This is a genomic window from Metabacillus sp. GQ13 (assembly GCF_059758525.1).
In genome coordinates, this window is record NZ_JCAXET010000014.1 from 33,103 (window position 1) to 55,714 (window position 22,612).

Genomic DNA, 22,612 nt, shown 5'->3' on the forward strand with positions numbered 1-22,612 from the left:
GTCTAATAGTCCCCCTTACACTTATGCTTCTTGCCCTACAGTTTCGTCTTCAATACCAAGTTCTTGTTTAATCCAGTCATAACCTTCTGCTTCTAAGCGTTGTGATAATTCAGGTCCACCGGATTTCACCACACGACCTTGCATCATAACATGTACTTTGTCTGGTGTGATGTAATTTAACAATCGTTGATAGTGAGTGATGATTAAACATCCGAACTCTTCATTTCGCATTTTATTAATACCTTTTGCAACCACTTTTAATGCATCGATATCAAGACCAGAATCAATTTCATCAAGAATAGCAATTTTTGGTGAAATCATCATTAATTGTAGGATTTCATTACGTTTTTTCTCTCCGCCTGAGAAACCTTCATTTAAATAACGTTGTGCCATATCTGGATCCATATCTAACTCTTCCATATTGCCATCCATTTTACGGATGAATTTCATTAATGAAATTTCTTCGCCTTCTTCACGACGAGCATTAATTGAAGATCGCAAGAAATCAGCATTTGTAACACCACTAATTTCACTTGGGTATTGCATGGCTAAAAATAGACCTGCACGTGCACGTTCATCTACTTCCATTTCCAATACATCTTTACCATCTAATGTAATACTACCTTGTGTTACTTCATATTTTGGGTGACCCATGATCGCTGATGACAACGTAGATTTACCCGTACCATTTGGTCCCATAATTGCATGGAACTCTCCACCATTTATTTCGAGATTTACACCTTTAAGTATTTCTTTTCCTTCAATTTCTACGTGTAAATCCTTAATGATTAATGTAGAACCTGCCATAACTATACCTCCATAATATATAAAGTTTACTAATTCTCATTTTATTCTCATTCTAATCTTATAACAAATGAAAAGTGAACACAACCTTTAAGAGTTAACCTCGAAATATGTCGAGGTATGAAGGGAACAATTCACCTGGCCTCTAATACCTATACTTTAATTTTTAAATTCAACATCAACCACAATATACGCATTGATAAAACGATCATTTATTTTCAATAACTACTTTCCTCTTCGAATTAGTTTTCACCTACAAGTAAAAAACATTCTCTATAAGTGAACAAACTCTTGGGAATGTATATCATGATCTTTTTAATAGTTGTTTTTAGATATAGTATTTTTGATCCTCGAGTCTCTTGAATAGCATAATACAAGGCTGTTTTTGCAAATATTTGATGTTTTCCGTACAAAGTACTAATGTACACGTTTTAACTATATCTTAGTGCTCTTTTCGAGCCTAATGCAAAGAAGAACCAGTTCAAAGTGAGCTGGTTCTTTCTTTGTATTACTATATTCGTTTATTTTTTCATTCTTCTTTCAATTTCTGCATAAATTAATTGACTCTTACGATAATCCTTTTCACGGTTCATTTCTACATCCATTCTTTTTTCATGATTCTGTGCATATTCTTCATACCCCATACCATGTGAATGATGCATAGCTTTTTCCATCTCAGTTGTGTAGTTGATCTCAATTGTTTCCTGATTCGAGTGAATAATGAACCAATCCCTTCAACTTTTTTTACTACGTTTAAAAGTTTATCAAGAATTTTCTAATAACTCAAAGTGCGTCAGATTATGTGACAAAAGCTAATGCTCCATAATCATTTGCCTGACAAAAATAGCACATATATATTGTACATTTACTCGATATCACTCAAGAATACTCAATATCATATTATTAAACCTACAATTTAATGAAATTTACAGGGGATTTTGTAAGGATTAAGAAGATCAGATTATCTAACAAACTAAATTGAGGATTTTACACTTTTAATTTGCCTACTATTCAAATCATGTTCAAATTAGATTTTCGGATATTCTCTCTATATTATCTTTCATCCCTCGATCTTGAACACAATCTTAGCCAATAAAAGAGGTTCTATAAAAACAAAAAAACTGACACTAAAACAATAGTGTCAGCCTTACGAATCTATTCCACTTCAGTAACAGCAGGAATTACCGATCCTTGATATTCTGTTTTAATAAAGTCTTGAATTTCTTTGGATTTTAATACCTCAACTAACTTTTTAACATTTTCGCTGTTTTCATCTTCTTTTCTTACTACAATTAAGTTTGATGGTACGACATCACTTCCTTCGAAAGCTACACCGTCTTCCTCAACATTAAGTTTGCCTTCTAAAGCATAATTTGCGTTTATCGCAACTGCGTCCCCTTCTCCATTTTCAAATGAAGTAGCAAGAAGCTTAGCTTCAATCAAAGTAGAAAAATCTAATTTTTTTGGATTTTCTACGATATCTTCTACCCTGGCATTTTGGCCTACGCCCTCTTTAAGTTTAATCAAACCAGCCTTTTCGAAGATCGGAAGGATACGTCCATGATCACTATACGAATTACTCATGATAACTTGTGCACCTTCTGGAAGATCATCAAGACTATTGTATTCCTTGGAATAAATTCCGATCGGTTCTTTATGAATCTCACCAATGCTAACAAAATCGTACTCATTTTTCTCTATTTCTAGCTCTAAGTATCCTGGTGTTTGGAAATAGTTTGCATCAATATCTTTTTCTTTTAGTGCAATGTTTGGAAGGACATAATCTTGGAATACTTCTACTTTAAGCTCAATACCTTCCTCAGCCAAAAGCGGCTTTGCTTCTTCTAATATTTGCGCATGTGGGATAGCAGATGCGCCAACAGTTAGTGTGTTTTTGTTTTCTTCTGTACCTTCTTCACTGCTATTGCCCCCACCACATGCAGTTAGTGCTAACAATAAAACAGTCACTAAAATGAAACCTAGTTTTTTATTCATTACAATTCCTCCTATTTTTATCGTTTATCAATTCTTTTGGTTAGAAGATCGCCAATAGCTTGGATAATAAACACAAGTATTAAGATGGCTATAGTTGCAACCAGTGTTAATAGTGTATTACCACCCTGAAAACCCTCTAGGTAAGCAAAGTTTCCTAATCCACCTGCACCTATAACGCCTGCCATTGCTGTATACCCAATAAGAGCAATAGCTGTGACAGTAATCCCTGAAATTAATGCTGGTAGAGCTTCTGGAATCAAGACTTTAAAGATGATTTCAAAATTTGATGCACCCATTGAATGAGATGCTTCGATGACACCTTTATCAATTTCTCGAAGCGCAATTTCAACCATTCTAGCATAAAAGGGTGCTGCTCCAATAATTAAGGCGGGCAAGGCAGCATTAGCGCCTAAAATGGTATCCATTAACAACTTAGTAAAAGGAATAAGTAAGACGATTAAGATAATAAATGGGATAGAGCGAAACACGTTCACAATCGCACCAACTATCGTGTGAATCCATCGATTTTCCCACATCCCAGCTTTTCCGGTTAAAAACAACAGTAATCCTAATATCATCCCCAGAATAAATGTTAGGGCAACAGAGATCAGTGTCATATAAATGGTTTCTTGTGTTGCAGTCATCAGTTTTTCCCATTTTAGTAATTCATACCACTCACTCATTAACAATCACCTCCACACCTATCTTGTTGGACTTAATGAACGTAATTGCATTCTCAATTACATCTTGCTCACCCTTTAAATGAATAAACAAAGTTCCATAAGCACCATTTTGTGTTTGAGAGATTTTCCCCTGCAATATATTTATATCCAAGTCATAATGACGGATCAGGTTTGTTATAAGTGGCTGTTCCGTTGAATCCCCTACAAAGGTAAGTTGAATAATTTGTCCTTCAGGGTGATGGTTGACAAGATTTTTAATCGTATCAAATGTCTCTTCAGGTTCTGTTACTTGCTTCATAAACCTCTTAGTAATCTGTTCCTTTGGATTTTTGAAGAGTTCTAGGACCTCGCCTTGCTCGACGATCTTTCCTTCTTCAATCACCGCCACTCGATTACATATTTTTCGAATCACATGCATTTCGTGTGTAATAAGGACAATTGTTAATCCCAGTCTTTTGTTTATATCTACAAGTAAGTCTAGAATGGAATCTGTTGTCTGTGGGTCTAGCGCTGAGGTTGCTTCATCGCATAATAAGACTTGTGGATTATTTGCCAATGCCCTTGCAATTCCAACACGTTGCTTTTGACCACCACTTAATTGGGATGGGAAAGCATCCTCACGACCTTCAAGACCAACTAGTCGGATTAGTTCATTTACTCGTCTAATCCGTTCAGGTTTTTTTACACCTGCAATTTCTAATGGGAACGCAATGTTATCTTGAACAGAACGTGACCATAGTAAATTAAAATGCTGAAAAATCATACTAATTCCTAATCGAGCTTTTCTTAATTTCGAGCCACGAATCTCGTCAATTTGACTTCCAGCAACATTAATTCTACCACTAGTTGGTTTTTCTAACCCATTTAACAAACGAATTAGTGAACTTTTCCCAGCCCCACTATATCCAATAATCCCGAAAATTTCACCTTTATCTATTTGCAAATTCACATTATTAACAGCCGTTACATTGCCCGTTTTTGTTTCATAAACTTTATTAACGCCCTCTAATCTAATCAAGTTGTCACCTACTTTCAGTTTTTTATGTCTTTGGATAATCTCACTAATCCTTTTTTTCTATAATAAGTTTGTTAGTAGGATTGTTGTTTTTCTTATATAGAATTTGGATTGAAGAGTTCGTCTAGAAATCATTGTTAGAAAAGTTCCAGCTAAAAACAAAAACCCTTCTGCAACATGAGCAGAAAGGCGCAAAAATGTCCTTTCTCTCATCTCCCAAAGCTATACAGCTTTGCGTGAATTGGCACCATTTCAACACTGTTGATGGTTGCCGGGCTTCAAAGGGCACTTCCCTCCACCTCTCTTGATAAGAGAACAACTATATAATTAAAGTTTACTATTTTACAAGTCAGACTTAAGTACGAATGTGATTGTATCACGATATTTAAAATCATGTCAATTAATTCAAAAGCTAATAATTATTTTTTAGTATAATTTTTCTTGATTTTATTATTCACTTTACTATGCATATAGACAAAAAAAGTGAGATGACTTTGTAAAGTCACCCCAGTTTATCCGAAGAAATCATTTTTACATCTGGTTGTATTGGAAATTTAAGATTTAAGTAACTTTACATACTGTATTAAGAATGAACCTGTTCAGTTCCCTTTACCCCAGTTGCTTTGTAAATTGCTTGATCTAGATCTTCGATAATATCTTGGATGTGCTCAATTCCAACCGATAAGCGAATTAAATCTTCAGTGACTCCTGATCTTTTTAATCCTTCCGCACTTAATTGCTGATGGGTTGTACTTGCCGGATGAATAATTAGGCTCTTTGCATCCCCAACATTCGCAACATGTGACCAAAGCTGTACATTGTTAATCAAAGATGCTCCAGCTTCGCGACCACCCTTTATTCCAAAGACGATGACTGAACCGGCTCCATTTGGTAAGTATTTATCTGCTAAGACTTTATCAGGATTATCTGATTGTTCGGGATATAGAACCCATTCAATGGCTGGGTGATTTTCCAAATAATCAACCATTTTTCTCGCATTTGCAATATGCTCCTTCATACGAACATGAAGCGTTTCTAAACCAAGAGTGAATTGAAATGCATTATAGGGACTAAGTGCAGGACCTAAATCACGTAATAATTGCACTCTAGCTTTTATAATAAAAGCCTGTTCTCCTAGAGCATCTGCATAAACTAAATCATGATAACTTGGATCAGGAGTTGTGAAGCCTGGAAACTTAGGATTATTCCAATTAAAGTTTCCACCATCAATGATTACTCCACCTAAGCTTGTCCCATTTCCCAATAACCATTTTGTTGCCGAATGAACGACAATATCCGCTCCATGGTCAATTGGTTTACAAAGATAAGGTGTAGCAAATGTATTATCGACAATTAACGGTATTCCTGCTTCATGCGCAATTTTAGCTACTGCCTCAATATCTAATACATCTAGGCTGGGATTACCTATTGTTTCTGCAAAGATCGCTTTTGTTTTAGGCGTTATCGCTGCACGAAAATTTTCAGGATCTTTTACGTCCACAAATACTGTATCAATACCGTATTTAGGTAGTGTAGTTGCAAATAAATTGTATGTCCCACCGTACAATGCTGAAGCCGATACAACTTCATCCCCAGCACCGGCAATATTTAAGATAGAGAGTGTGATTGCGGCCATACCACTCGCTACAGCCAGGCTCCCAATCCCTCCTTCAAGTTCAGCAATTCTCTCTTCAAATACAGTTGATGTTGGATTATGGATTCGGGTATATATGTATCCAGGTTCCTTTAATCCAAATAGGTTTGCTGCATGTTCTGTATCATCAAATAAATAGGCATTAGATTGATAAATCGGTACCGATCTTGCCCCTGTCATTGTATCTTTCTTTAATCCACCGTGAATAGTAACCGTTTCTGGACGATACGTACTTTTTTCTTTCATAATAATTCCTCCTATTCAAAGATTATTTGCACGTCTAAATTCGCTGTTTGTGAAAGTTAGAAAATTCCCACAACTTAAACTACCTTAATAGTAAACGATTACATCATGAAGATACAAGACTATTAACCATTTATTTTAATGTCTTTACTTAGTGGATTTCTCGAAAAATAGTTGCTCCCTGCTGGTTTTTTAGCTGAAGAAGAACATAACTACTAAACTATCTAACTTAACTTCATTATGGCCTCAAGTTTTAAAAAATCTCGATAGGAACCTGTTACCTTTATTTTTCCAAATGAAATTAATTGCTTTAAATTACCTTTTCCTAATAATACTTCTTCTAGATCAATAGCTTCTCCTTCCAAGATAAAATCAACCTTTAATAAAGGTTCCTCAATCATTTCAGCACCGTTTGATGTCATTTTCACAAAATAACTATTTCTTTGAATTGGTTTCACTTCCAATAGAAGTGTTCTGTTTATTAAGATCGGTGTCAGAAACTTAGCTTTATTAAGATTAACAATAAATGTTTTCATATACATAAAGGAACCTCCCGATACCAATGAAGTTTTATACTTACTTCATTGAATAATGGAAGATTCCTTTATAAATATATCGACAGTTTCTGCTGACTCCTACACCATTTGTGAATATATGAGTATTTCCCGAGAAATATGTCAGGTTAAGGCAAATGTTTTTTTATTATGTCCAGTAAGTAACCCACTGATTGGAAGGCATAAATTTTTTCTCTTTCGATTCCATCATCAAAGATCAGTAGGCATGGTACACTTTCAATCCCTAACTCGATTGCCTCTTTCGGATAATAATTTAAGTTTACAGAATGGATCGTAATTGAAGGTAATACCTCATCAATCACTGTTAACATTTTTCTTGCTACCTGACATGTCCCACACATTGGTGTATAAAGATAATAAAAACTAAGACCTTCTTTTTGTATAGTAAACTGTTTCTCTTCCCATTCAATCATAGCAACAATCTCTTTACCTTTCTAAAGAAATTTCGCATCCACATCAATATTGGCACTAAGTAAAACAGAGGCAACATGGTGATCAGGAGCTGTAGCGACCTCTCGATATGCTCTATCTATATATATATGTGATGCTTCAGGAAACTCCCTTTTAAATAGTTTTCTTAGCCGATCACCTGCATCATCTGAATCGACTAGTATATAGACATCCTTCAAGATTAATTCATCAATCATTTCATCCAGCTTAGTTACACTAATTGTTCCATTTGTACAAATGATTTCGATTGGCTCGTTTAATACGTGCAGAACTTTCTTTTTATCAGATTTCCCTTCAACAATTAGGACCTTTTCAACCTCAACTAACGACATAAACATCACCTATTTTTATAGTAAGAGTCTTTATAAGTTATTCGATTTGTCGAGGTTGTTTCCCTTTATTTCAAGTTTTTTTAAGAATCTCTATGTTAGGAACTTAGAGTTATTTTATACCAATACATAGAATAACTAAAAACCTGAGAAGAAACGACCTTTATATAAGGCTGTTTTCGCTAACTTCCAACTATACGGAGAAATCCAATGAACGATATTACTCGGTTTGATAGCAACAACATTTAGAAAAGAGAACTTTATAAAAAGAGCAGTGGATTTGTTCCACTGCTTTTAACACCAGCCGCTCTCATCATCACAATCCACATATTTTTGATCTGCTCCAGTTACTACATCTGCAAATTGGTAAAAACGGCTTTCATTATATTCATAGCCTGACTTTAATTGATAGTTATTTTCTGTTACCATTTGACCAATTTTCTCTTTTTCTAGATAAAGATTTAATTGACCTTCACTAAATTTACCTACAACTCGATCAGTAATATCCAAACGTTGTTTTTCTATAGACATATGGACACCCTCCTTTATCTAATTGTAGGGTGTCCATATTTGAGTGCCATCATTCTAATTAATCTTCATTTGTCATTTCTACGTATTGCTCAGCTGTCATTAATTCTTCAGTATCAGCAATATTAGAAGGTTCAATTACAATCATCCATGCTTTTTCATATGGTGATTCATTTACAAACTCAGGGCTATCATCAAGATCCTCATTGATTTCAACAATTTTCCCACTGATTGGAGCATAGAGCTCAGACACTGTTTTAACAGATTCAACACTACCGAATGGTTCATCTGCTTTAATTTCAGCGCCAACCTCAGGTAGTTCTACAAATACGATATCTCCAAGTTCAGATTGTGCAAAATCAGTAATGCCTATACGTACCTTTTCACCTTCTACCTTTACCCACTCATGTTCTTCAGAATAACGTAATTCTTTTGGTGTGTTCATATTTATTACCTCCAGTATTAATCTCTTTTTTCTAACTAAGCAGCTTAGTTTTTCATTATGTAGATTCATTATTGTTTTACCAGCTTGAAACAAACTATACAAGAATTATTGATTAATTCCCCCATGTTTCTACATATTGATCTTCTTTAAATCCAATTGTGATTTTGTTACCTTCCACAGCAATTGGTCTTTTCACTAACATCCCATCAGATGATAATAATTCGATCATTTCTTCTTCAGTCATTGAAGCTAATTTATCTTTTAATCCTAACTCACGGTACTTTCTCCCACTAGTATTAAAAAATTTCTTTAGCTCTACTCCACTATTCTTATACATGGAATTTAACTCGTCTTTAGTTGGTGGATTTTCAACTATATGTATTTCATCAAAATCTTTATTCTGATCTTCCAACCAATTCTTTGCCTTCCGACATGTCCCACATTTAGGATACCAATAAAAGCGTATTGACATACATTCACCACCTATATTATACAAGTTACTTTTACTTTATCTTATCATATCTTTTTCCACAAGCCTAATTAGAAACATTCTAATTAGATACTTTTTAAAACTCATCGGCTATGTTTTCTGTTTAATGATTTGAGCCGAATTGCAAAGACTCATTAGTCACATTCCTACATAGCGAAAAGGAGTGACCCTTAATGACAGGTCAACTCCCTATTATCTAAATCGTTTAATCATGCTAGGTATGCGTTCTTATTAATAATCGCCTCGGCAATTTCTCTTTTCTTACTAATAACATTAATCGGTGTATGTCGAGTGAATTTCCGTAATGCCGAGAGCATCATCCGTAACGAATCACCAACCTCAACAGCAATTAACGATTCCTTCGCATGTGCTTCAATCTCATTAAAGGCTTCTTGGCAATAGACTTGTGTATATAGCAGTTTTTGCTTTATTTTCTGTTCTCCAGACTTAATTAGTGCCTTCTCTGTACGTAAAATAGCTGACTCCATTGCATAAATATGGCTGACGATATCTGCTATATTTACAAGGATCTCCTGCTCACTTTGGAGTTCCTTTCCATATTTTTGTGCTGCTAGCCCAGTGATTAAGATCCCAATTTTCTTTGCATTTTTTAGCAGGTATTTTTCTTGTTCTAACGGTCCATCTTCAACTTCTTCTGGCATCAACATCATGAGCTCTTCTTGTAAACTTTGCGCCTTTTGAAATAAAGGTAACTCTCCTTTTAAAGCCTTCCTGAGATAGGTACCTGGCACTAATAAACGGTTAATCTCATTTGTCCCCTCAAAGATTCGATTGATTCGTGAATCTCGATAAATTCTTTCTACTTCATACTCAGCCATAAACCCATATCCGCCATGAATTTGTACTCCTTCATCAACTACATAATCTAATGTTTCCGAACCAAATACTTTATTTAATGAACATTCAATTGCATATTCAGCAACTGCTTTAGCAACCTCTTTGCCATTTTTAGTTTGTTCGTCTGTTAATCTGCCCATTCGATCTTCAAAAAGGCCAACTGTTCGGTATACTGAACTTTCCATCGCATATGTTTTTACAGCCATGTTCGCCAGTTTCTCGCCAATAAGTGAAAATTTAGCTATTGGGGTTTTAAACTGCTGTCTTTGGTTTGCATATTGGACAGACACATCAATTACCCGTTTAGCACCACCAATTGTACCTACAGCTAATTTATAACGGCCTATATTTAATATATTAAAAGCAATAACATGCCCTTTACCTAGTTCGCCAATCAAATTCCCTTTTGGAACTGGTACATCCTCTAGGATTAGGGTTCTTGTTGAAGATCCTTTTATCCCCATTTTCTTCTCTTCTGGCCCGGTTGATACACCTTGATAATCTCGTTCAACAATAAATGCCGAGAAATGCTCACCATCGACTTTTGCATATACAATGAAAAGGTCAGCAAATCCTGAATTTGTAATCCATTGCTTTTCTCCATTTAATATATAATGTGTACCTTCTGCGTTTAACTTTGCAGTCGCCCTGGCTCCAAGTGCATCTGAACCTGAATTTGGTTCTGTTAACGCATACGCGGCTAGTGTTTCTCCTGAAGCTAGACCAGGTAAATATGTTTGTTTCTGCTCTTCATTCCCAAATAACACTATAGGTAGAGAGCCTATGCCTACATGAGCACCGAAGGATAATGAAAAGCTTCCACCTCTTGCAATTTTTTCTGTTATTAATGCTGAGCTAATTTTATCTAGACCAATCCCGCCGTATTCTTCTGGAACATCCGCTCCTAAAAGTCCAAGCTCACCAGCTTGTTTTAACAGCTTTACTGATTTTTCAAATTGATGGTTTTCAATATCTTCAAGATTGGGTACCACTTCATTAACAACAAAGTCCTCCGTTGTCTTTGCAATCATTTTGTGTTCGTCTGTAAAATCCTCAGGAGTAAAAATTCGATCATACGAGAGATCCTCAAGTAAAAAACTACCACCTTTAACCAGATCATGCGTTACTTTTGACATGAAAAATTCCCCCAATTATTGTTTAATGATTCATCTAGATATCTAGATTGATAGCAACCACCTAGCACAGAGCTTGTTAAATTAATTCAAATACCCCTGCTGCACCCATACCTCCACCAATACACATTGTGACGATTCCAAATTGTTGATTTCGGCGTTTCATTTCATGGATCAGCGATAATGTTAACTTCGTACCGGAACAACCTAATGGGTGTCCTAAAGCAATAGCTCCTCCATTTACATTCACCTTTTCCTCATCCAATCCTAGCTCTCGGATCACTTGAATTGATTGGGATGCAAATGCTTCATTTAATTCAAATAGGCCAATATCAGCTAGCTCTAATCCTGCATACTTTAGCGCTAAAGGGACAGCAGCAATCGGACCAATTCCCATAATTTCGGGAGGTACACCCGCCACTGCAAATGAGCGAAATTTTGCCATTGGTTCATATCCTAGCGTTGTTGCCTTTTCTCTATCCATAAGCATTACTGCAGCTGCACCATCACTAGTTTGTGAAGAGTTTCCTGCTGTCACAGATCCTTTTGTAGAGAATGCTGGTCGTAACGTTTTTAGTACTTCTATTGTTGTATTGGCGCGAACTCCCTCGTCTTCAGTGAATTGAATGACCTTCTCATGTAGCTTATAATCAGTACTAACAGACCTAATTGGTACGTCTACGGGAACAATTTCTTCAATGAATTTTCCTTCCTTTATTGCTTTAGCTGCTCGTTGATGACTTCTAACTGCAAAGGCATCTTGTTCTCCACGGGAAATATCATATTTTATCGCTACTTGCTCAGCGGTATGGCCCATTCCCATATAATATTCTGGTGCCTCTTCAGCAAGTTTTACATTTGGTCTGACGACATGCCCCATCATCGGTACGAGACTCATAGATTCAGCCCCACCAGCTATCACTGTATCTGATGTTCCAAGCATGATTCTTTCCGCACCATAAGCTATACTTTGTAAACCTGATGAACAGTAGCGGTTTATTGTAATTGCTGGAACTGTATGAGGTAGACCTGCAAGCGCACCAATATTTCTTGCCATATTTAATCCTTGTTCTGCTTCAGGCATTGCACAGCCAATAATTAAATCATCGATATTCCCCTGATAATCTCCCATACGTTTTAACGTTTCCCCTACGACTAATGCTCCTAAATCGTCTGGACGCATATTGGCCAATGTTCCTTTTTTCGCTCTCCCTACAGGTGTTCTAGCACCCGCTACAATGACTGCTTCCCGCATGATCTTACCTCCCCTTCATTGCCTGGATAATGTTTACAAACCTTAAAAGATATTCAAGAAAAATAGGAATTTTCCCGGACTTTTTAAAACAACAACATCTACTAGTTTCTAAGTGGCTTTCCTTTCATTAGCATGTGTTGCATTCGAGCTTGAGATTTACCTTCCTCCACTAAACTTAAAAACGCCTCTTTTTCTAAAGCAAGTAGGTACTGTTCATCGACTTCTGTACCATATGGGACCTTGCCACCGGCAATAACATAGGCAAGTTTTTTTGCGATTTTCAAGTCATGTTCTGTTATATAACCTGATTGATACATTGATTGTGCACCAAGTAATAGTGTTGCATAACCCGTTTCACCAACAACAGGTATTTTCTTTCTAATAGGTGGCTGATAGCCCTTGTCATGGAGAGCGATCACACGTTGCTTTGCATCATATAATAAGTGATCGCTATTTATGCTAATTTGGTCGTTTTCATTTAAAAAATGATTTCCTCTCGCTTCCGCTGCTGAAGTTGAGACCTTAGCCATTGCCACTGTTTCAAACACTTTATTTGCAACCGATTGTAAATCAAACTCCGCACCTTTCGGGATAGAATTAATCAGTTTTATATAGAGCTCTTTGCTACCGCCTCCACCTGGAATTAATCCTACACCGACTTCAACTAAGCCCATATATGTTTCACTTGATGCTTGTATACTACTTGCAGGTAAGCAAACTTCAGCTCCGCCACCAAGTGTCATGCCAAATGGTGCTGCTACAACTGGTTTATTACTATATTTGATACGCATCATTGCTTGTTGGAAATGTTTAATTACCATATCGATTTCAAAAATATTGTCATCCTGGGCCTCCATAAGAATCATTCCTAGGTTTGCTCCTACACAGAAATTTTTTCCTTGGTTTCCAATAATAAGCCCTTTGTAATTTCTTTCCACTTCATCAATGGCGAAGTTAATCATTTGGATAATATCTAAGCCTATCGCATTACTTTTCGAATGAAATTCCAGTAATGCAACACCATCCCCCATATCAATAAAGCTCGCACCACTATTTTTCTTAATAACTCCATTCACTTCTTTATATGTTTTTAAATTTATCGTTTTTGGATTTTGATGAACTTGACGATATTCTCCATTTTTATAAAAGAAAAGCACACCATTTTCCTTTCGATAAAATGACTCATTTCCTTTCTCCACCATTTCTCTTACCCAATTAGGAATAGTAATACTTAGATTATCCATCTCAGCTATTGACTTCTGAACACCTATTGCATCCCACATTTCGAATGGGCCAAGTTCCCACCCAAACCCCCATTTCATTGCACAATCAATCGCCACGATGTCATCAGCTATTTCACCAAGTAGCTCTGCTGAGTAAGCAAGCGTCGGAAACGTTATTTGTTGTAAGAGAGCACCAGCTCGATCCCCTGAATAAATAAGCGCTTTCAATTTATTATTTAGACCTTTGGTTTGCTTCGCTAACTCAATAGAAGCTGCTTTCATAGTCTTCTTTTCTTCATATTTAAATGTGTCTTGATTTAATTCAAGTATCGTTTTGCCCGTCTTTTTATAAAAGCCCTGACCGCTTTTACTGCCAAGCCAACCATTATCCAACATTTTCTTCATGAAAGCAGGTATCTCAAAAACATCCCTTTCCTCGCCTTCAACTAATTCATGTACATTTTTAGCAACATGTGAAAAGGTGTCTAGACCTACAACATCGAGGGTTCGAAAAGTCGCGCTCTTTGGTCTTCCTATTAGAGGTCCTGTAAGAGAATCGACTTCGCCAATACTATATCCACCATTTATCATTTCGCGTGCAGTTATTAGTAACCCATATGTCCCAATACGGTTTGCAATAAAATTGGGTGTATCCTTCGCTACTACTACACCTTTACCTAAGATATCCTCACCAAATGTTTTCATAAATGAAACAACTTGTTCATCCGTTTCCTTTGTTGGAATAACTTCTAAAAGATTTAAGTAACGTGGCGGATTAAAAAAGTGCGTTCCTAGAAAATGACGTTTAAAATCAACAGAACGTCCTTCAACCATCGCTTCCACAGATATTCCTGATGTATTCGAACTAATCAAACTACCTTGTTTTCTATATTTATCAACTTCTCCGAAGACCTTTTGTTTAACAGCAAGGTTTTCGACAACCACTTCAATCACCCAGTCTACTTCTGAAAGACGGTGTAGATCATCCTCAAAGTTTCCTGCCTCAATTAGCTCGATATTTTCCTTTACTGTTAATGGTGCTGGCTTTTGCTTCAAAAGTTTTTGCTTTGATGTATTTGCGATTCGATTTTTCACTTGCTTATCTGCAAGCGTCAAACCCTTCTTGGTCTCATCTTCATTCAATTCATTTGGTACGATATCTAATAGCAAGACAGGGATTCCTATATTTGCTAAATGTGCAGCAATGCCTGCCCCCATAACACCAGATCCTAATACAGCAGCCTTATTAATTCGCTGGATCATGCTCTTCCCCCTTTTTGAATGAATACTCATTCATTTTCTGACTAAAAAAAATGAACCTTGCGAATGAGTTCCGTTATTACTAATATAAAAGAATTTTTAAGGATCTTCAATACATTTCTTACTTTTTCTAAATACTTTTCAAAAGTTTGTTGTTCTCCTTATGAATGGAAGTCATCTTCAATCAAATTGATAAAATTAATCCGCCAAAAACTCAGGTTTGGTTTTTGAAATTCACCAAACCTTGCAAGTCTTCTACATAATTAATTTCCACTTAGGAAACGATAATTCTTTAGGAGGTGATTGATCATGGCAAGACTAAAGAAAAACCCTTCAAAAGCAGGTGTTAGTGCAGCAAGTGTAAAGGGAAATGCAGGACCAACAATCGAACATGCGGGTGGTGGCAAGCGTACTAGCCAAAACCAGCAATATAAACAGCATAATATGGGTAATGATTAACAAAATATATTTAGCTACAATAGGTTTAAAGGAGTCTGATGTACGAATCGTCAGACTCTTCCTACTAATTAGCTATTTTTTTATCATCCCCTTCAACACGAATGCGACATTAGCAGGTCGTTCTGCCAGTCTTCTCATAAAATATCCATACCAATCAGTACCGTACGGAACATAAACGCGCATGCAATAACCATCTTTCACCAACTCACGCTGTTTTTCAGGTCGAATACCGTATAGCATTTGGAATTCAAATTGTTCTTTAGGAATTTTATAGATCATTACTAATCGCTTTGTATATTCTATGATCGCATCATCATGTGTCGCAACTGCAGTAAAATTCCCGTTTAGCAAATGCATTTTAATAATTTGTTTAAAATTTTTATCGACTGCCTTTTTTTCAGGATAAGCCACATTAGCTGACTCTTTGTATGCTCCCTTAACTAGTCTCAAATCGGCCTGGAACTCATTCAACTCTTCTATATCCTTTACCGTACGGTATAAATAAGCTTGTAAAACCGTACCAACATTAGTAAATTCCTTCTTTAATTCTTTAAAAATTTCCAGTGTTCTCTCACATCTAGAGTAGTCCTCCATATCAATTGTTACAAACACATGATACTGCTTTGCTACAGTTAGTATTCTTTTCATATTTTGTATGACAACTTCATTCGAAATATCTAACCCCATAGAAGTAAGCTTTAAAGAAAGCTGAGATTGTAAACCTTCTTTTCCAATTGCCTCAATTGCTTTAATACAATTGCTCGCCATTTCATTTGCCTCTTGTACATCGTCAATAAATTCGCCTAAATAATCAAGTGTTACGTCTAGGTCTTTATTATTAAGATCTTTAATCACCTTTGTTGCTAATTCTATCGTATCCCCTGCTACAAATCTTGCTGCACCATACCTTAAACCATACTTTTTAGCTAATTTAGTTAATATCTTATTCCTGGATAAAAACATGAAAGAGTTTCGTAGTAACTTTTCCATATAAAACCCTCCTCTAGCAGAAAAAAACGATGCAACCGAAATAGACTCAATCTAAAGGAAATAGATGTCTAAATTTTTCGAAGTGAACGAATAAAAAAAGTAAAAACAGATGTTTAAGAATAAATGAAAGATTATTAGAAATTGAAAAGATCCTTATTACAAAACTTTATTCTCACTACATTATCTATATGTCCCTTGCGAGGAATTCTGTCTAAAAGAAAATGTATAATTCACTTTTTTAGTGGAATGATATCGAAGACAATTTATGAGGAGGGGTACTTTATGCAACAACAGCAAAACATACAACAACAATCAATAATGCCACAACCACCAAAAGTTGTATCAACTAAAGATCAACTATACTTAACTGATATGCTCTCTTGGAACCTCTTAGCAATGAAAAAAGCACATTTTTTCGCGTCTCAATGCCAAATCCAAGAAATTAAAGAGCAATTAGAACAGGTAGGTAAAATGCATCACCAACATTATCAAAGAATATTAACTCACCTTGAGAACAACCAACAAATTAATCAAGGATCACAACTTCATTAGGAGTGAAAGATATGGATAACCATCAAAAACTCAAAAACTCAGTAACAAAGATTGAGAAAAATCCACAAATGAATGACCGTGACTTTGTAAACGATTTATTATCAACAGAAAAATACCTGACAGAAGCCTACTCAATTGCCTTAAATGAAGCAAGCCACCAAGAACTTTATCAAGACCTATTAACCGTCTTCAACGAAACCCAACAATCACAACGAGATTTATTCAACTTAATGTTTAAAAATGGCTGGTATTCAGTTGAAGCCGCTGATCAAGAGAAGCTCCAACAAAAACACGAACAATTTTCTACTTATCTTGAACAACAATCACCCTATGGAAGTTAAGAGAAGCGATTTTTTTCCTAGAATATAAAAGACAAAAACAAAAATTAGCCCCTTTTACAACAACAAGAACAGTATACAAATTCAAAGGCATTGTTCATACGCAATGCCTTTGACTGTATATTTTTTAAAAAAAGTTAGCTTTACTTAATTAAACCCAGCATTTTTTTATCCAGTTAAAATCTATCATTTGACAAAAAACACACTATTTCGACATTAATGTTGAGTTGTCTTTTTGCTTATTCACTATGTCATCTTCTTTGAAAAATAACTACATTACTATATTCCTAGTACAACAAACTATTAGAAAAAAATGACAATACAAAAGGGAATAAATCATATGATTTATTCCCTTTTACTCCTAAAACAAACGAACCTAACACCCGTTACCTGCATGAAATTGGACAATTTTGACAGCGATTATTACTTTTTGATGTTAAATAAAATAAGCAACATGTCTTGCGCATTTGATCGTTGGATTTAGCACGATAAAATTGAGTTAGCGGATTTCTGGATTTCACACCAAAAACATGTGGTGGTGCATCCGTAATAATATAGTCAAAATCCTCTTGTAGCGTTTGTAATTGCTCCTTAGTCAAGCTAGTATCTTGCAGTGATGATTCATACATCCAGAAAATATAACCAGAAATATTTTCCCAAAGAACCATTTTTGATACCCTTGTTTGTTTTGAAGTAACAGTAATTACTTTAGCGATATTTTCTAAAAATAGTGTTTGTAAAACTTCACTTCTCCATTCATCTCGATTTGATTGTGGTGTGGTTACATCCAAATTTTCAAAATAGAAGCTTGGAAGCCAGAAAGGATCGTTGTCATCGGTTTGAATGGAAAGATTTTGAAGAGAACTGTCTAATCCCTTATTATAAATACTCATTGAATACAAAACGAGAGCTGCTAAGAAGGCATAGCTTTTTACGAGCATTGAACCTAGCACGTTTTGTTTATCTGTATTAAGTTTCATCTTTAAGTCGTTTTCTAATAGAGATGTAAGCCGTTCTGGATCAAGTAAATCAATCCCAGCTATTGTCGGAAATGTCCGACTTTTTTCTGTCGATAAACGGTATTTTCTCAATGAATCTATTTGTGTGTGAGTTAAAGTATTCATCCATAATCCCAACTTTTCTATACGTAAAATAATCAAACATTTATAAGCTTATCTTGGGAAACATCACTATTAATTGTACTAAAAATTCAGTCTATAAATAGTTTAGCAAAAAAAATGAAAAATGAAAATCATTTTCAATTAGAAAATAGCGATTTACCTTCATTTATGTTTTTCTGAGAGAATTTGGGGAAACTATTGATAGTGGTTTATAAATCGTTGAAGTAAAAGATGCGATGAAAATAATAAGAAGTATTTTCGATCTACAGTATCTCAATCACAAGAATAACGTATAGGAGATGGCTATTTTGGTTCAAGCTGCGCTTTGGGGAGCTTTTGCTGGTTCTTCGATTTTAATTGGGGCTTTATTGGGGTTATATAAAGATTTAGCAAAAAAGACAACTGGCTTAATTATGTCTTTTGGTACTGGCGTTTTAATTGGTGCAGCTTCTTTTGAACTACTTATTGAGTCTGTTGATCAAGGTGGTTTAATAGCCACCTCTATTGGCTTTCTTTCTGGATCTCTTGTGTTTACAATTTCTGAACTATTGATAACGAAGAAAGGTGGTCATGATAGAAAACGGACAAAAGATAAAAGTGGTCATCATTCAGGATTATCAATTTTTATTGGTACAGTTATTGATGCTATACCAGAATCTGTTATCATTGGCGTTAGTTTATTACAACAGGGTACTGTTAGCTATTTAATGGTTATCGCTGTTTTTATTAGTAACTTTCCAGAAGGTTTATCAAGTACTGTTGGTTTAAAAAAGGTAGGATATCGTAAGAAGACACTCTTATTAATGTGGGGTATAGTTGTTTTACTAGCCTCATTAAGCTCACTTATCGGTTATTCACTACTACAAAATGCTTCACCATTTATTCTCTCTTTTATTTCAGCATTTGCTGCAGGAGGTATTATAGCCATGGTAGCTTCAACAATGATGCCAGAAGCATTTGAGGAAGGTGGGGCCATTGTTGGTCTATTTGCTTCATTAGGTTTATTATGCTCATTGTATTTGTCACAAATCTGAAGAGTGATGACTAGCACATCTAAGCTCCTCGTTTTCTTTTGGTCGTTTTCCCAAGTCGTCTTTAAATAGTATTGCAAGCTAAAGATGGTTGGTGTTTATAAACTTTTAAAATAGAACCTATCGATAAGAGTAGCATAAAAATCGTTTTTTACTAGAGCATAGCCTGGATCATTATCATTAACCAGGCCCGTTACTGTCGTGTTATTGAAGCAACCTCTACTATTAATTGTGATCGATTAAGTATAATAACCTTCGACCATTCATTACATTCCATCTTCTTCAAAGTTGATAATGTCCTTATTCTTACCAATAATTATCAATACATCACCTAATGAAATAATCTCATTATCACCTGGTGACACACTAATTTCTTCACCGCGTTGTATACCAACAACATTACAACCAAATCTAGTTCGAATATTTAGATCGGAAAGACTTTTATCAAGTAATTTCTTTGTTGCGACAACCTCAACCATACTATATTCACGTGAAAGTTCGATATAATCAATCATTTTTTCAGAAATAATGTGATGGGCAATTCTCTTCGCCATATCCCGTTCTGGATGAATAACACGGTTTACACCAATCTTTTCTAATACCCTTTGGTGATAGTCATTCTGAGCCTTTGCCCAGACCTGAGGTACCCCTAACTCGATTAGGATTAAAGAAGTTAAGATACTTGCTTCAATGTCGTCACCAAAAGAAACAAAGGCATGATCGACATTTCTTACACCTAATTGCTTTAACGTTTTTTCATCCATTGCATTGGCTTTTACAGCATGGGTGGCGTAATTGCTATATTGTTGAATCTTCTCATGACTTTTATCTATGGCTAGAACCTCGATTCCAAGCGCATGAAATTCCTTTACTAAACTTCCACCAAAACGACCTAAGCCAAATACAGCGAACTGCTTCTTATTCACTAAGAATTCCTTCTTTCTCTTTCATATTGTTTCTTTTATGCAAAGACTATTTCGCAAAGATTGTAGTTTTTCTTAACAAGCACTTCTGTTCTGTACCTATTTATGTGTGTCTTCGTACTCTTTTCGTATATTATTTAGCCATTTACTTTAAAATAGCTTCAAATTATAAGAAAAAAATCCAATGACCGATTTTTTTGGCTTAATAGCAACAAACTTATAGAATAGAGCCTAGCAAAAAAGGTCACAGAGGCATAATGAACCCCTGTGACCTTATAACATCACATGTTCAATTCCTCTCTAACGCTTACGAAGTTAGCTGTCGGATTCGGGCAAGAGTTTAGCCCTACAAACGAAACTTTCCATTTGATTCACCCCTAATTAAGAAAGACACAATAATGGGTCCTCCGCTCCTTTAATAGGATTCAGCGATTTGAATTGTTTATTCCCTTTTTATTGTTATTTTGTAAACTTTTTATAACCCCTTTAGCTTTCAAAATTCCCCTATTAAATACTGGCTGTTTTCACAAAGATTGTTGTTTTCCGTACAATGTATTAATGTACACGCTTTAAGGATATCTTCGTGCTCTTTTTGCTAAATTACTCTGATATCCCTTTGGATATAGCTTCAATTTAGACCAAAAAATCCAAAAGCCAATTTTATTCGTACTAGAGCAACAAACTTTTAGAAAAGAGTCTAAATAATAGAGCAATTATCACAACGTGTTAAGCTATTACTAATGATGTTGTCGTCCTTTTAGCAATTATAATTTATGAATGTATATTACTCCTCAGGAGTTTGACAGTAAAGGATTAAATTTAACTTTAAAACTCCATTTTAACTGTATATTAGCCAAGTAAGCGAATAAACAACTTAAATACTCACTCTTTCTCAATATCCACAGAAATTATCCTTATAAAAAAAGTGTTAGCAGCTTACTTGCTAACACTTTTAACAGTATTATTCATTACAACTTTTCTATAAATATCAAAAATGACTATTTAGACAACGGGTGACTTCAAATCAGTATGCTTTTTCTCCGTTTCAGAAACAATAACTGCACATGCTGCATCCCCAGTAATATTTACTGCAGTTCGTGCCATGTCTAATAATCGATCTATACCGATAATTAAGCCAATTCCTGCAACAGGTAAACCGACTGAATCTAAAACCATTGCGAGTAGGATTAAACCTACACCTGGAACACCAGCCGTCCCAATACTTGCTAATACTGCAGTTACTACTACTGTAACTAATTCCATTGTTGTTAGGTGTTCACCATAAACCTGTGCAATAAATATCGTGGCAACACCTTGCATGATCGCTGTTCCGTCCATATTAATGGTAGCACCCAAAGGTTGGACAAAGCTACTAATCGGCTCAGGCACCTTCAATTCCTTCTGAGCAGTTTCCATCGCAATTGGTAAGGTTGCGTTACTACTAGAGGTACTAAAGCCCACAGTCATGACTGGAGCGAATTTTGAAAAGAACGTAAATGGGTTTTGCTTTGCGAATAAGAATATGGCAGACCCATATGTAACAAGACCATGAATAAAGAGCGCTAACAGAACGACAATCATATATAAGCCCATCGCTTTTATTGCAGAGTACCCTTGACTTCCTACTGCTGTAGCAATTAATCCAAATGTTCCGTATGGAGCAAATTTCATCACTAGATTAACTAAATACATCATTAATTCATTTCCTTGCTCAACAACCGTTAATAGAGTACTTGCTTTTTTCCCCAGCATCGTAATTCCTAATCCAACAAATATAGAAAAGACAATAATTTGAAGCATGTTTCCTTCAGCGAATGCTTGAACAGGATTTGTCGGGATTATATTAAGTAATGTATCTGCTGTAGATGGTGCTTTTTCTACATCAAACTCAAGACCTTCTGTATTGAAACTCCCCACATTACCAGGCTGGATAAAACTGGCTAGTGAAAGACCAATAATAATTGCAATAGCAGTGGTTGTTAAAAAGAATGAAATTGTTTTAATCCCAATTCTCCCAAGCTTTTTAGGATCACCTAAACCTGCAACCCCAAGCGTAATTGAAAAGAATACAATTGGAACAACGAGCATTTTAATCGCATTTAGAAATATCCTTCCTAACGGAGTAAAGAGATACTTATCCAAGAGACTAAATAAATCTGGAGAAAGTATATTTAATAGCAAACCAACAATTGCCCCTAAACCTAAGCCTATAATAATTTTTGTTGCTAACTTCAAGTTAACCACCTCTTATTTCATCT

The 22,612-nt window shown here is 35.5% G+C and carries 23 protein-coding genes and 2 riboswitches; of the genes, 4 read left to right on the top strand and 19 right to left on the bottom strand.

The annotated features are described in order from the left end of the window. Nucleotides 1-21: 21 nt before the first annotated feature. The 15 genes from sufC to AC6CHR_RS17445 form a co-directional block, all read right to left on the bottom strand. Nucleotides 22-807, bottom strand: a complete 786-nt coding sequence (gene sufC / locus AC6CHR_RS17375; RefSeq protein ID WP_498250268.1) for a Fe-S cluster assembly ATPase SufC — start codon at nucleotides 805-807, stop codon at nucleotides 22-24. A 518-nt stretch (nucleotides 808-1,325) separates the two neighbouring features. Continuing rightward, nucleotides 1,326-1,478: a YuzK family famiily protein gene (locus tag AC6CHR_RS17380; RefSeq protein ID WP_498250269.1), complete on the bottom strand. Its 153-nt coding sequence runs from the start codon at nucleotides 1,476-1,478 to the stop codon at nucleotides 1,326-1,328. A 481-nt stretch (nucleotides 1,479-1,959) separates the two neighbouring features. Beyond that, on the bottom strand, nucleotides 1,960-2,799 hold the full coding sequence (locus tag AC6CHR_RS17385) for a MetQ/NlpA family ABC transporter substrate-binding protein (protein WP_498250270.1): 840 nt from the start codon (nucleotides 2,797-2,799) through the stop codon (nucleotides 1,960-1,962). A gap of 17 nt (nucleotides 2,800-2,816) precedes the next feature. Beyond that, nucleotides 2,817-3,482 (bottom strand): methionine ABC transporter permease, encoded by a 666-nt coding sequence (locus AC6CHR_RS17390; RefSeq protein ID WP_498250271.1) that lies wholly within the window; start codon nucleotides 3,480-3,482, stop codon nucleotides 2,817-2,819. Beyond that, nucleotides 3,475-4,500 (bottom strand): methionine ABC transporter ATP-binding protein, encoded by a 1,026-nt coding sequence (locus AC6CHR_RS17395; protein ID WP_498250272.1) that lies wholly within the window; start codon nucleotides 4,498-4,500, stop codon nucleotides 3,475-3,477. The genes AC6CHR_RS17390 and AC6CHR_RS17395 overlap by 8 nt, the downstream gene beginning before the upstream one ends. Before the next feature lie 203 nt (nucleotides 4,501-4,703). Further along, nucleotides 4,704-4,811, bottom strand: a riboswitch (SAM riboswitch). A gap of 269 nt (nucleotides 4,812-5,080) precedes the next feature. Continuing rightward, a complete protein-coding gene (locus AC6CHR_RS17400; RefSeq protein ID WP_498250273.1) occupies nucleotides 5,081-6,397 on the bottom strand; it encodes an O-acetylhomoserine aminocarboxypropyltransferase/cysteine synthase family protein in 1,317 nt (438 codons plus the stop codon). Nucleotides 6,398-6,618: 221 nt separating this feature from the next. After that, nucleotides 6,619-6,936, bottom strand: coding sequence for an SCP2 sterol-binding domain-containing protein (locus AC6CHR_RS17405; protein ID WP_498250274.1), 318 nt, complete (start codon nucleotides 6,934-6,936; stop codon nucleotides 6,619-6,621). Between the two features lie 140 nt (nucleotides 6,937-7,076). Next, a complete protein-coding gene (locus AC6CHR_RS17410; RefSeq protein ID WP_498250275.1) occupies nucleotides 7,077-7,382 on the bottom strand; it encodes a thioredoxin family protein in 306 nt (101 codons plus the stop codon). A 21-nt stretch (nucleotides 7,383-7,403) separates the two neighbouring features. Further along, nucleotides 7,404-7,751: a toprim domain-containing protein gene (locus AC6CHR_RS17415; protein WP_498250276.1), complete on the bottom strand. Its 348-nt coding sequence runs from the start codon at nucleotides 7,749-7,751 to the stop codon at nucleotides 7,404-7,406. A 291-nt stretch (nucleotides 7,752-8,042) separates the two neighbouring features. Further along, the gene (locus AC6CHR_RS17420; RefSeq protein ID WP_498250277.1) at nucleotides 8,043-8,279 is read right to left on the bottom strand and encodes a YusG family protein; all 237 of its coding nucleotides are present in this window, start codon (nucleotides 8,277-8,279) and stop codon (nucleotides 8,043-8,045) included. Nucleotides 8,280-8,337: 58 nt separating this feature from the next. Next, entirely contained in the window at nucleotides 8,338-8,721 is a 384-nt protein-coding gene (gene gcvH / locus AC6CHR_RS17425) for a glycine cleavage system protein GcvH (RefSeq protein ID WP_498250278.1), read from the bottom strand. A 112-nt stretch (nucleotides 8,722-8,833) separates the two neighbouring features. Then, nucleotides 8,834-9,193, bottom strand: a complete 360-nt coding sequence (locus tag AC6CHR_RS17430; RefSeq protein ID WP_498250279.1) for an arsenate reductase family protein — start codon at nucleotides 9,191-9,193, stop codon at nucleotides 8,834-8,836. Nucleotides 9,194-9,420: 227 nt separating this feature from the next. Beyond that, on the bottom strand, nucleotides 9,421-11,205 hold the full coding sequence (locus AC6CHR_RS17435) for an acyl-CoA dehydrogenase FadE (RefSeq protein WP_498250280.1): 1,785 nt from the start codon (nucleotides 11,203-11,205) through the stop codon (nucleotides 9,421-9,423). Nucleotides 11,206-11,281: 76 nt separating this feature from the next. Continuing rightward, on the bottom strand, nucleotides 11,282-12,457 hold the full coding sequence (locus AC6CHR_RS17440) for an acetyl-CoA C-acetyltransferase (RefSeq protein WP_498250281.1): 1,176 nt from the start codon (nucleotides 12,455-12,457) through the stop codon (nucleotides 11,282-11,284). A gap of 101 nt (nucleotides 12,458-12,558) precedes the next feature. Continuing rightward, a complete protein-coding gene (locus AC6CHR_RS17445; RefSeq protein WP_498250392.1) occupies nucleotides 12,559-14,940 on the bottom strand; it encodes a 3-hydroxyacyl-CoA dehydrogenase/enoyl-CoA hydratase family protein in 2,382 nt (793 codons plus the stop codon). Between the two features lie 309 nt (nucleotides 14,941-15,249). Between AC6CHR_RS17445 and AC6CHR_RS17450 the strand changes: the two genes are divergently transcribed. Beyond that, nucleotides 15,250-15,399, top strand: coding sequence for a YuzL family protein (locus tag AC6CHR_RS17450; protein WP_498250282.1), 150 nt, complete (start codon nucleotides 15,250-15,252; stop codon nucleotides 15,397-15,399). Nucleotides 15,400-15,471: 72 nt separating this feature from the next. Here the strand turns inward: AC6CHR_RS17450 and AC6CHR_RS17455 are convergent, their stop codons facing one another. Further along, nucleotides 15,472-16,389: a proline dehydrogenase family protein gene (locus AC6CHR_RS17455; RefSeq protein WP_498250283.1), complete on the bottom strand. Its 918-nt coding sequence runs from the start codon at nucleotides 16,387-16,389 to the stop codon at nucleotides 15,472-15,474. Nucleotides 16,390-16,671: 282 nt separating this feature from the next. Here AC6CHR_RS17455 and AC6CHR_RS17460 point away from each other — a divergent pair, with 282 nt between their 5' ends. Further along, entirely contained in the window at nucleotides 16,672-16,941 is a 270-nt protein-coding gene (locus tag AC6CHR_RS17460; protein ID WP_498250284.1) for a hypothetical protein, read from the top strand. A gap of 11 nt (nucleotides 16,942-16,952) precedes the next feature. Then, nucleotides 16,953-17,282, top strand: coding sequence for a spore coat protein (locus AC6CHR_RS17465; protein WP_498250285.1), 330 nt, complete (start codon nucleotides 16,953-16,955; stop codon nucleotides 17,280-17,282). 383 nt (nucleotides 17,283-17,665) lie between these two features. Here the strand turns inward: AC6CHR_RS17465 and AC6CHR_RS17470 are convergent, their stop codons facing one another. Next, a complete protein-coding gene (locus AC6CHR_RS17470; RefSeq protein ID WP_498250286.1) occupies nucleotides 17,666-18,403 on the bottom strand; it encodes an IucA/IucC family C-terminal-domain containing protein in 738 nt (245 codons plus the stop codon). A 305-nt stretch (nucleotides 18,404-18,708) separates the two neighbouring features. On the opposite strand from AC6CHR_RS17470, the gene AC6CHR_RS17475 reads away from it, so the two are divergent. Further along, nucleotides 18,709-19,434: a ZIP family metal transporter gene (locus AC6CHR_RS17475; protein WP_498250287.1), complete on the top strand. Its 726-nt coding sequence runs from the start codon at nucleotides 18,709-18,711 to the stop codon at nucleotides 19,432-19,434. A 263-nt stretch (nucleotides 19,435-19,697) separates the two neighbouring features. Here the strand turns inward: AC6CHR_RS17475 and AC6CHR_RS17480 are convergent, their stop codons facing one another. Together AC6CHR_RS17480 and AC6CHR_RS17485 are read right to left on the bottom strand one after the other, a co-directional pair. Beyond that, nucleotides 19,698-20,357 (bottom strand): potassium channel family protein, encoded by a 660-nt coding sequence (locus AC6CHR_RS17480; protein WP_498250288.1) that lies wholly within the window; start codon nucleotides 20,355-20,357, stop codon nucleotides 19,698-19,700. Between the two features lie 286 nt (nucleotides 20,358-20,643). Further along, a riboswitch (cyclic di-AMP (ydaO/yuaA leader) is annotated at nucleotides 20,644-20,795 on the bottom strand. Nucleotides 20,796-21,356: 561 nt separating this feature from the next. Then, complete coding sequence (locus tag AC6CHR_RS17485) at nucleotides 21,357-22,589, bottom strand: dicarboxylate/amino acid:cation symporter (RefSeq protein ID WP_498250289.1); 1,233 nt, start codon at nucleotides 22,587-22,589, stop codon at nucleotides 21,357-21,359. Nucleotides 22,590-22,612: the final 23 nt, after the last annotated feature.

Coding starts and splice junctions, on each gene's coding strand:
- sufC (WP_498250268.1), bottom strand. CDS start 807: ATGGCAGGTTCTACATTAATCATTAAGGATTTACACGTAGAAATTGAA.
- AC6CHR_RS17380 (WP_498250269.1), bottom strand. CDS start 1,478: ATGGAAAAAGCTATGCATCATTCACATGGTATGGGGTATGAAGAATAT.
- AC6CHR_RS17385 (WP_498250270.1), bottom strand. CDS start 2,799: ATGAATAAAAAACTAGGTTTCATTTTAGTGACTGTTTTATTGTTAGCA.
- AC6CHR_RS17390 (WP_498250271.1), bottom strand. CDS start 3,482: ATGAGTGAGTGGTATGAATTACTAAAATGGGAAAAACTGATGACTGCA.
- AC6CHR_RS17400 (WP_498250273.1), bottom strand. CDS start 6,397: ATGAAAGAAAAAAGTACGTATCGTCCAGAAACGGTTACTATTCACGGT.
- AC6CHR_RS17405 (WP_498250274.1), bottom strand. CDS start 6,936: ATGTATATGAAAACATTTATTGTTAATCTTAATAAAGCTAAGTTTCTG.
- AC6CHR_RS17410 (WP_498250275.1), bottom strand. CDS start 7,382: ATGATTGAATGGGAAGAGAAACAGTTTACTATACAAAAAGAAGGTCTT.
- AC6CHR_RS17415 (WP_498250276.1), bottom strand. CDS start 7,751: ATGTCGTTAGTTGAGGTTGAAAAGGTCCTAATTGTTGAAGGGAAATCT.
- AC6CHR_RS17420 (WP_498250277.1), bottom strand. CDS start 8,279: ATGTCTATAGAAAAACAACGTTTGGATATTACTGATCGAGTTGTAGGT.
- gcvH (WP_498250278.1), bottom strand. CDS start 8,721: ATGAACACACCAAAAGAATTACGTTATTCTGAAGAACATGAGTGGGTA.
- AC6CHR_RS17430 (WP_498250279.1), bottom strand. CDS start 9,193: ATGTCAATACGCTTTTATTGGTATCCTAAATGTGGGACATGTCGGAAG.
- AC6CHR_RS17435 (WP_498250280.1), bottom strand. CDS start 11,205: ATGTCAAAAGTAACGCATGATCTGGTTAAAGGTGGTAGTTTTTTACTT.
- AC6CHR_RS17440 (WP_498250281.1), bottom strand. CDS start 12,457: ATGCGGGAAGCAGTCATTGTAGCGGGTGCTAGAACACCTGTAGGGAGA.
- AC6CHR_RS17450 (WP_498250282.1), top strand. CDS start 15,250: ATGGCAAGACTAAAGAAAAACCCTTCAAAAGCAGGTGTTAGTGCAGCA.
- AC6CHR_RS17455 (WP_498250283.1), bottom strand. CDS start 16,389: ATGGAAAAGTTACTACGAAACTCTTTCATGTTTTTATCCAGGAATAAG.
- AC6CHR_RS17460 (WP_498250284.1), top strand. CDS start 16,672: ATGCAACAACAGCAAAACATACAACAACAATCAATAATGCCACAACCA.
- AC6CHR_RS17465 (WP_498250285.1), top strand. CDS start 16,953: ATGGATAACCATCAAAAACTCAAAAACTCAGTAACAAAGATTGAGAAA.
- AC6CHR_RS17470 (WP_498250286.1), bottom strand. CDS start 18,403: ATGAATACTTTAACTCACACACAAATAGATTCATTGAGAAAATACCGT.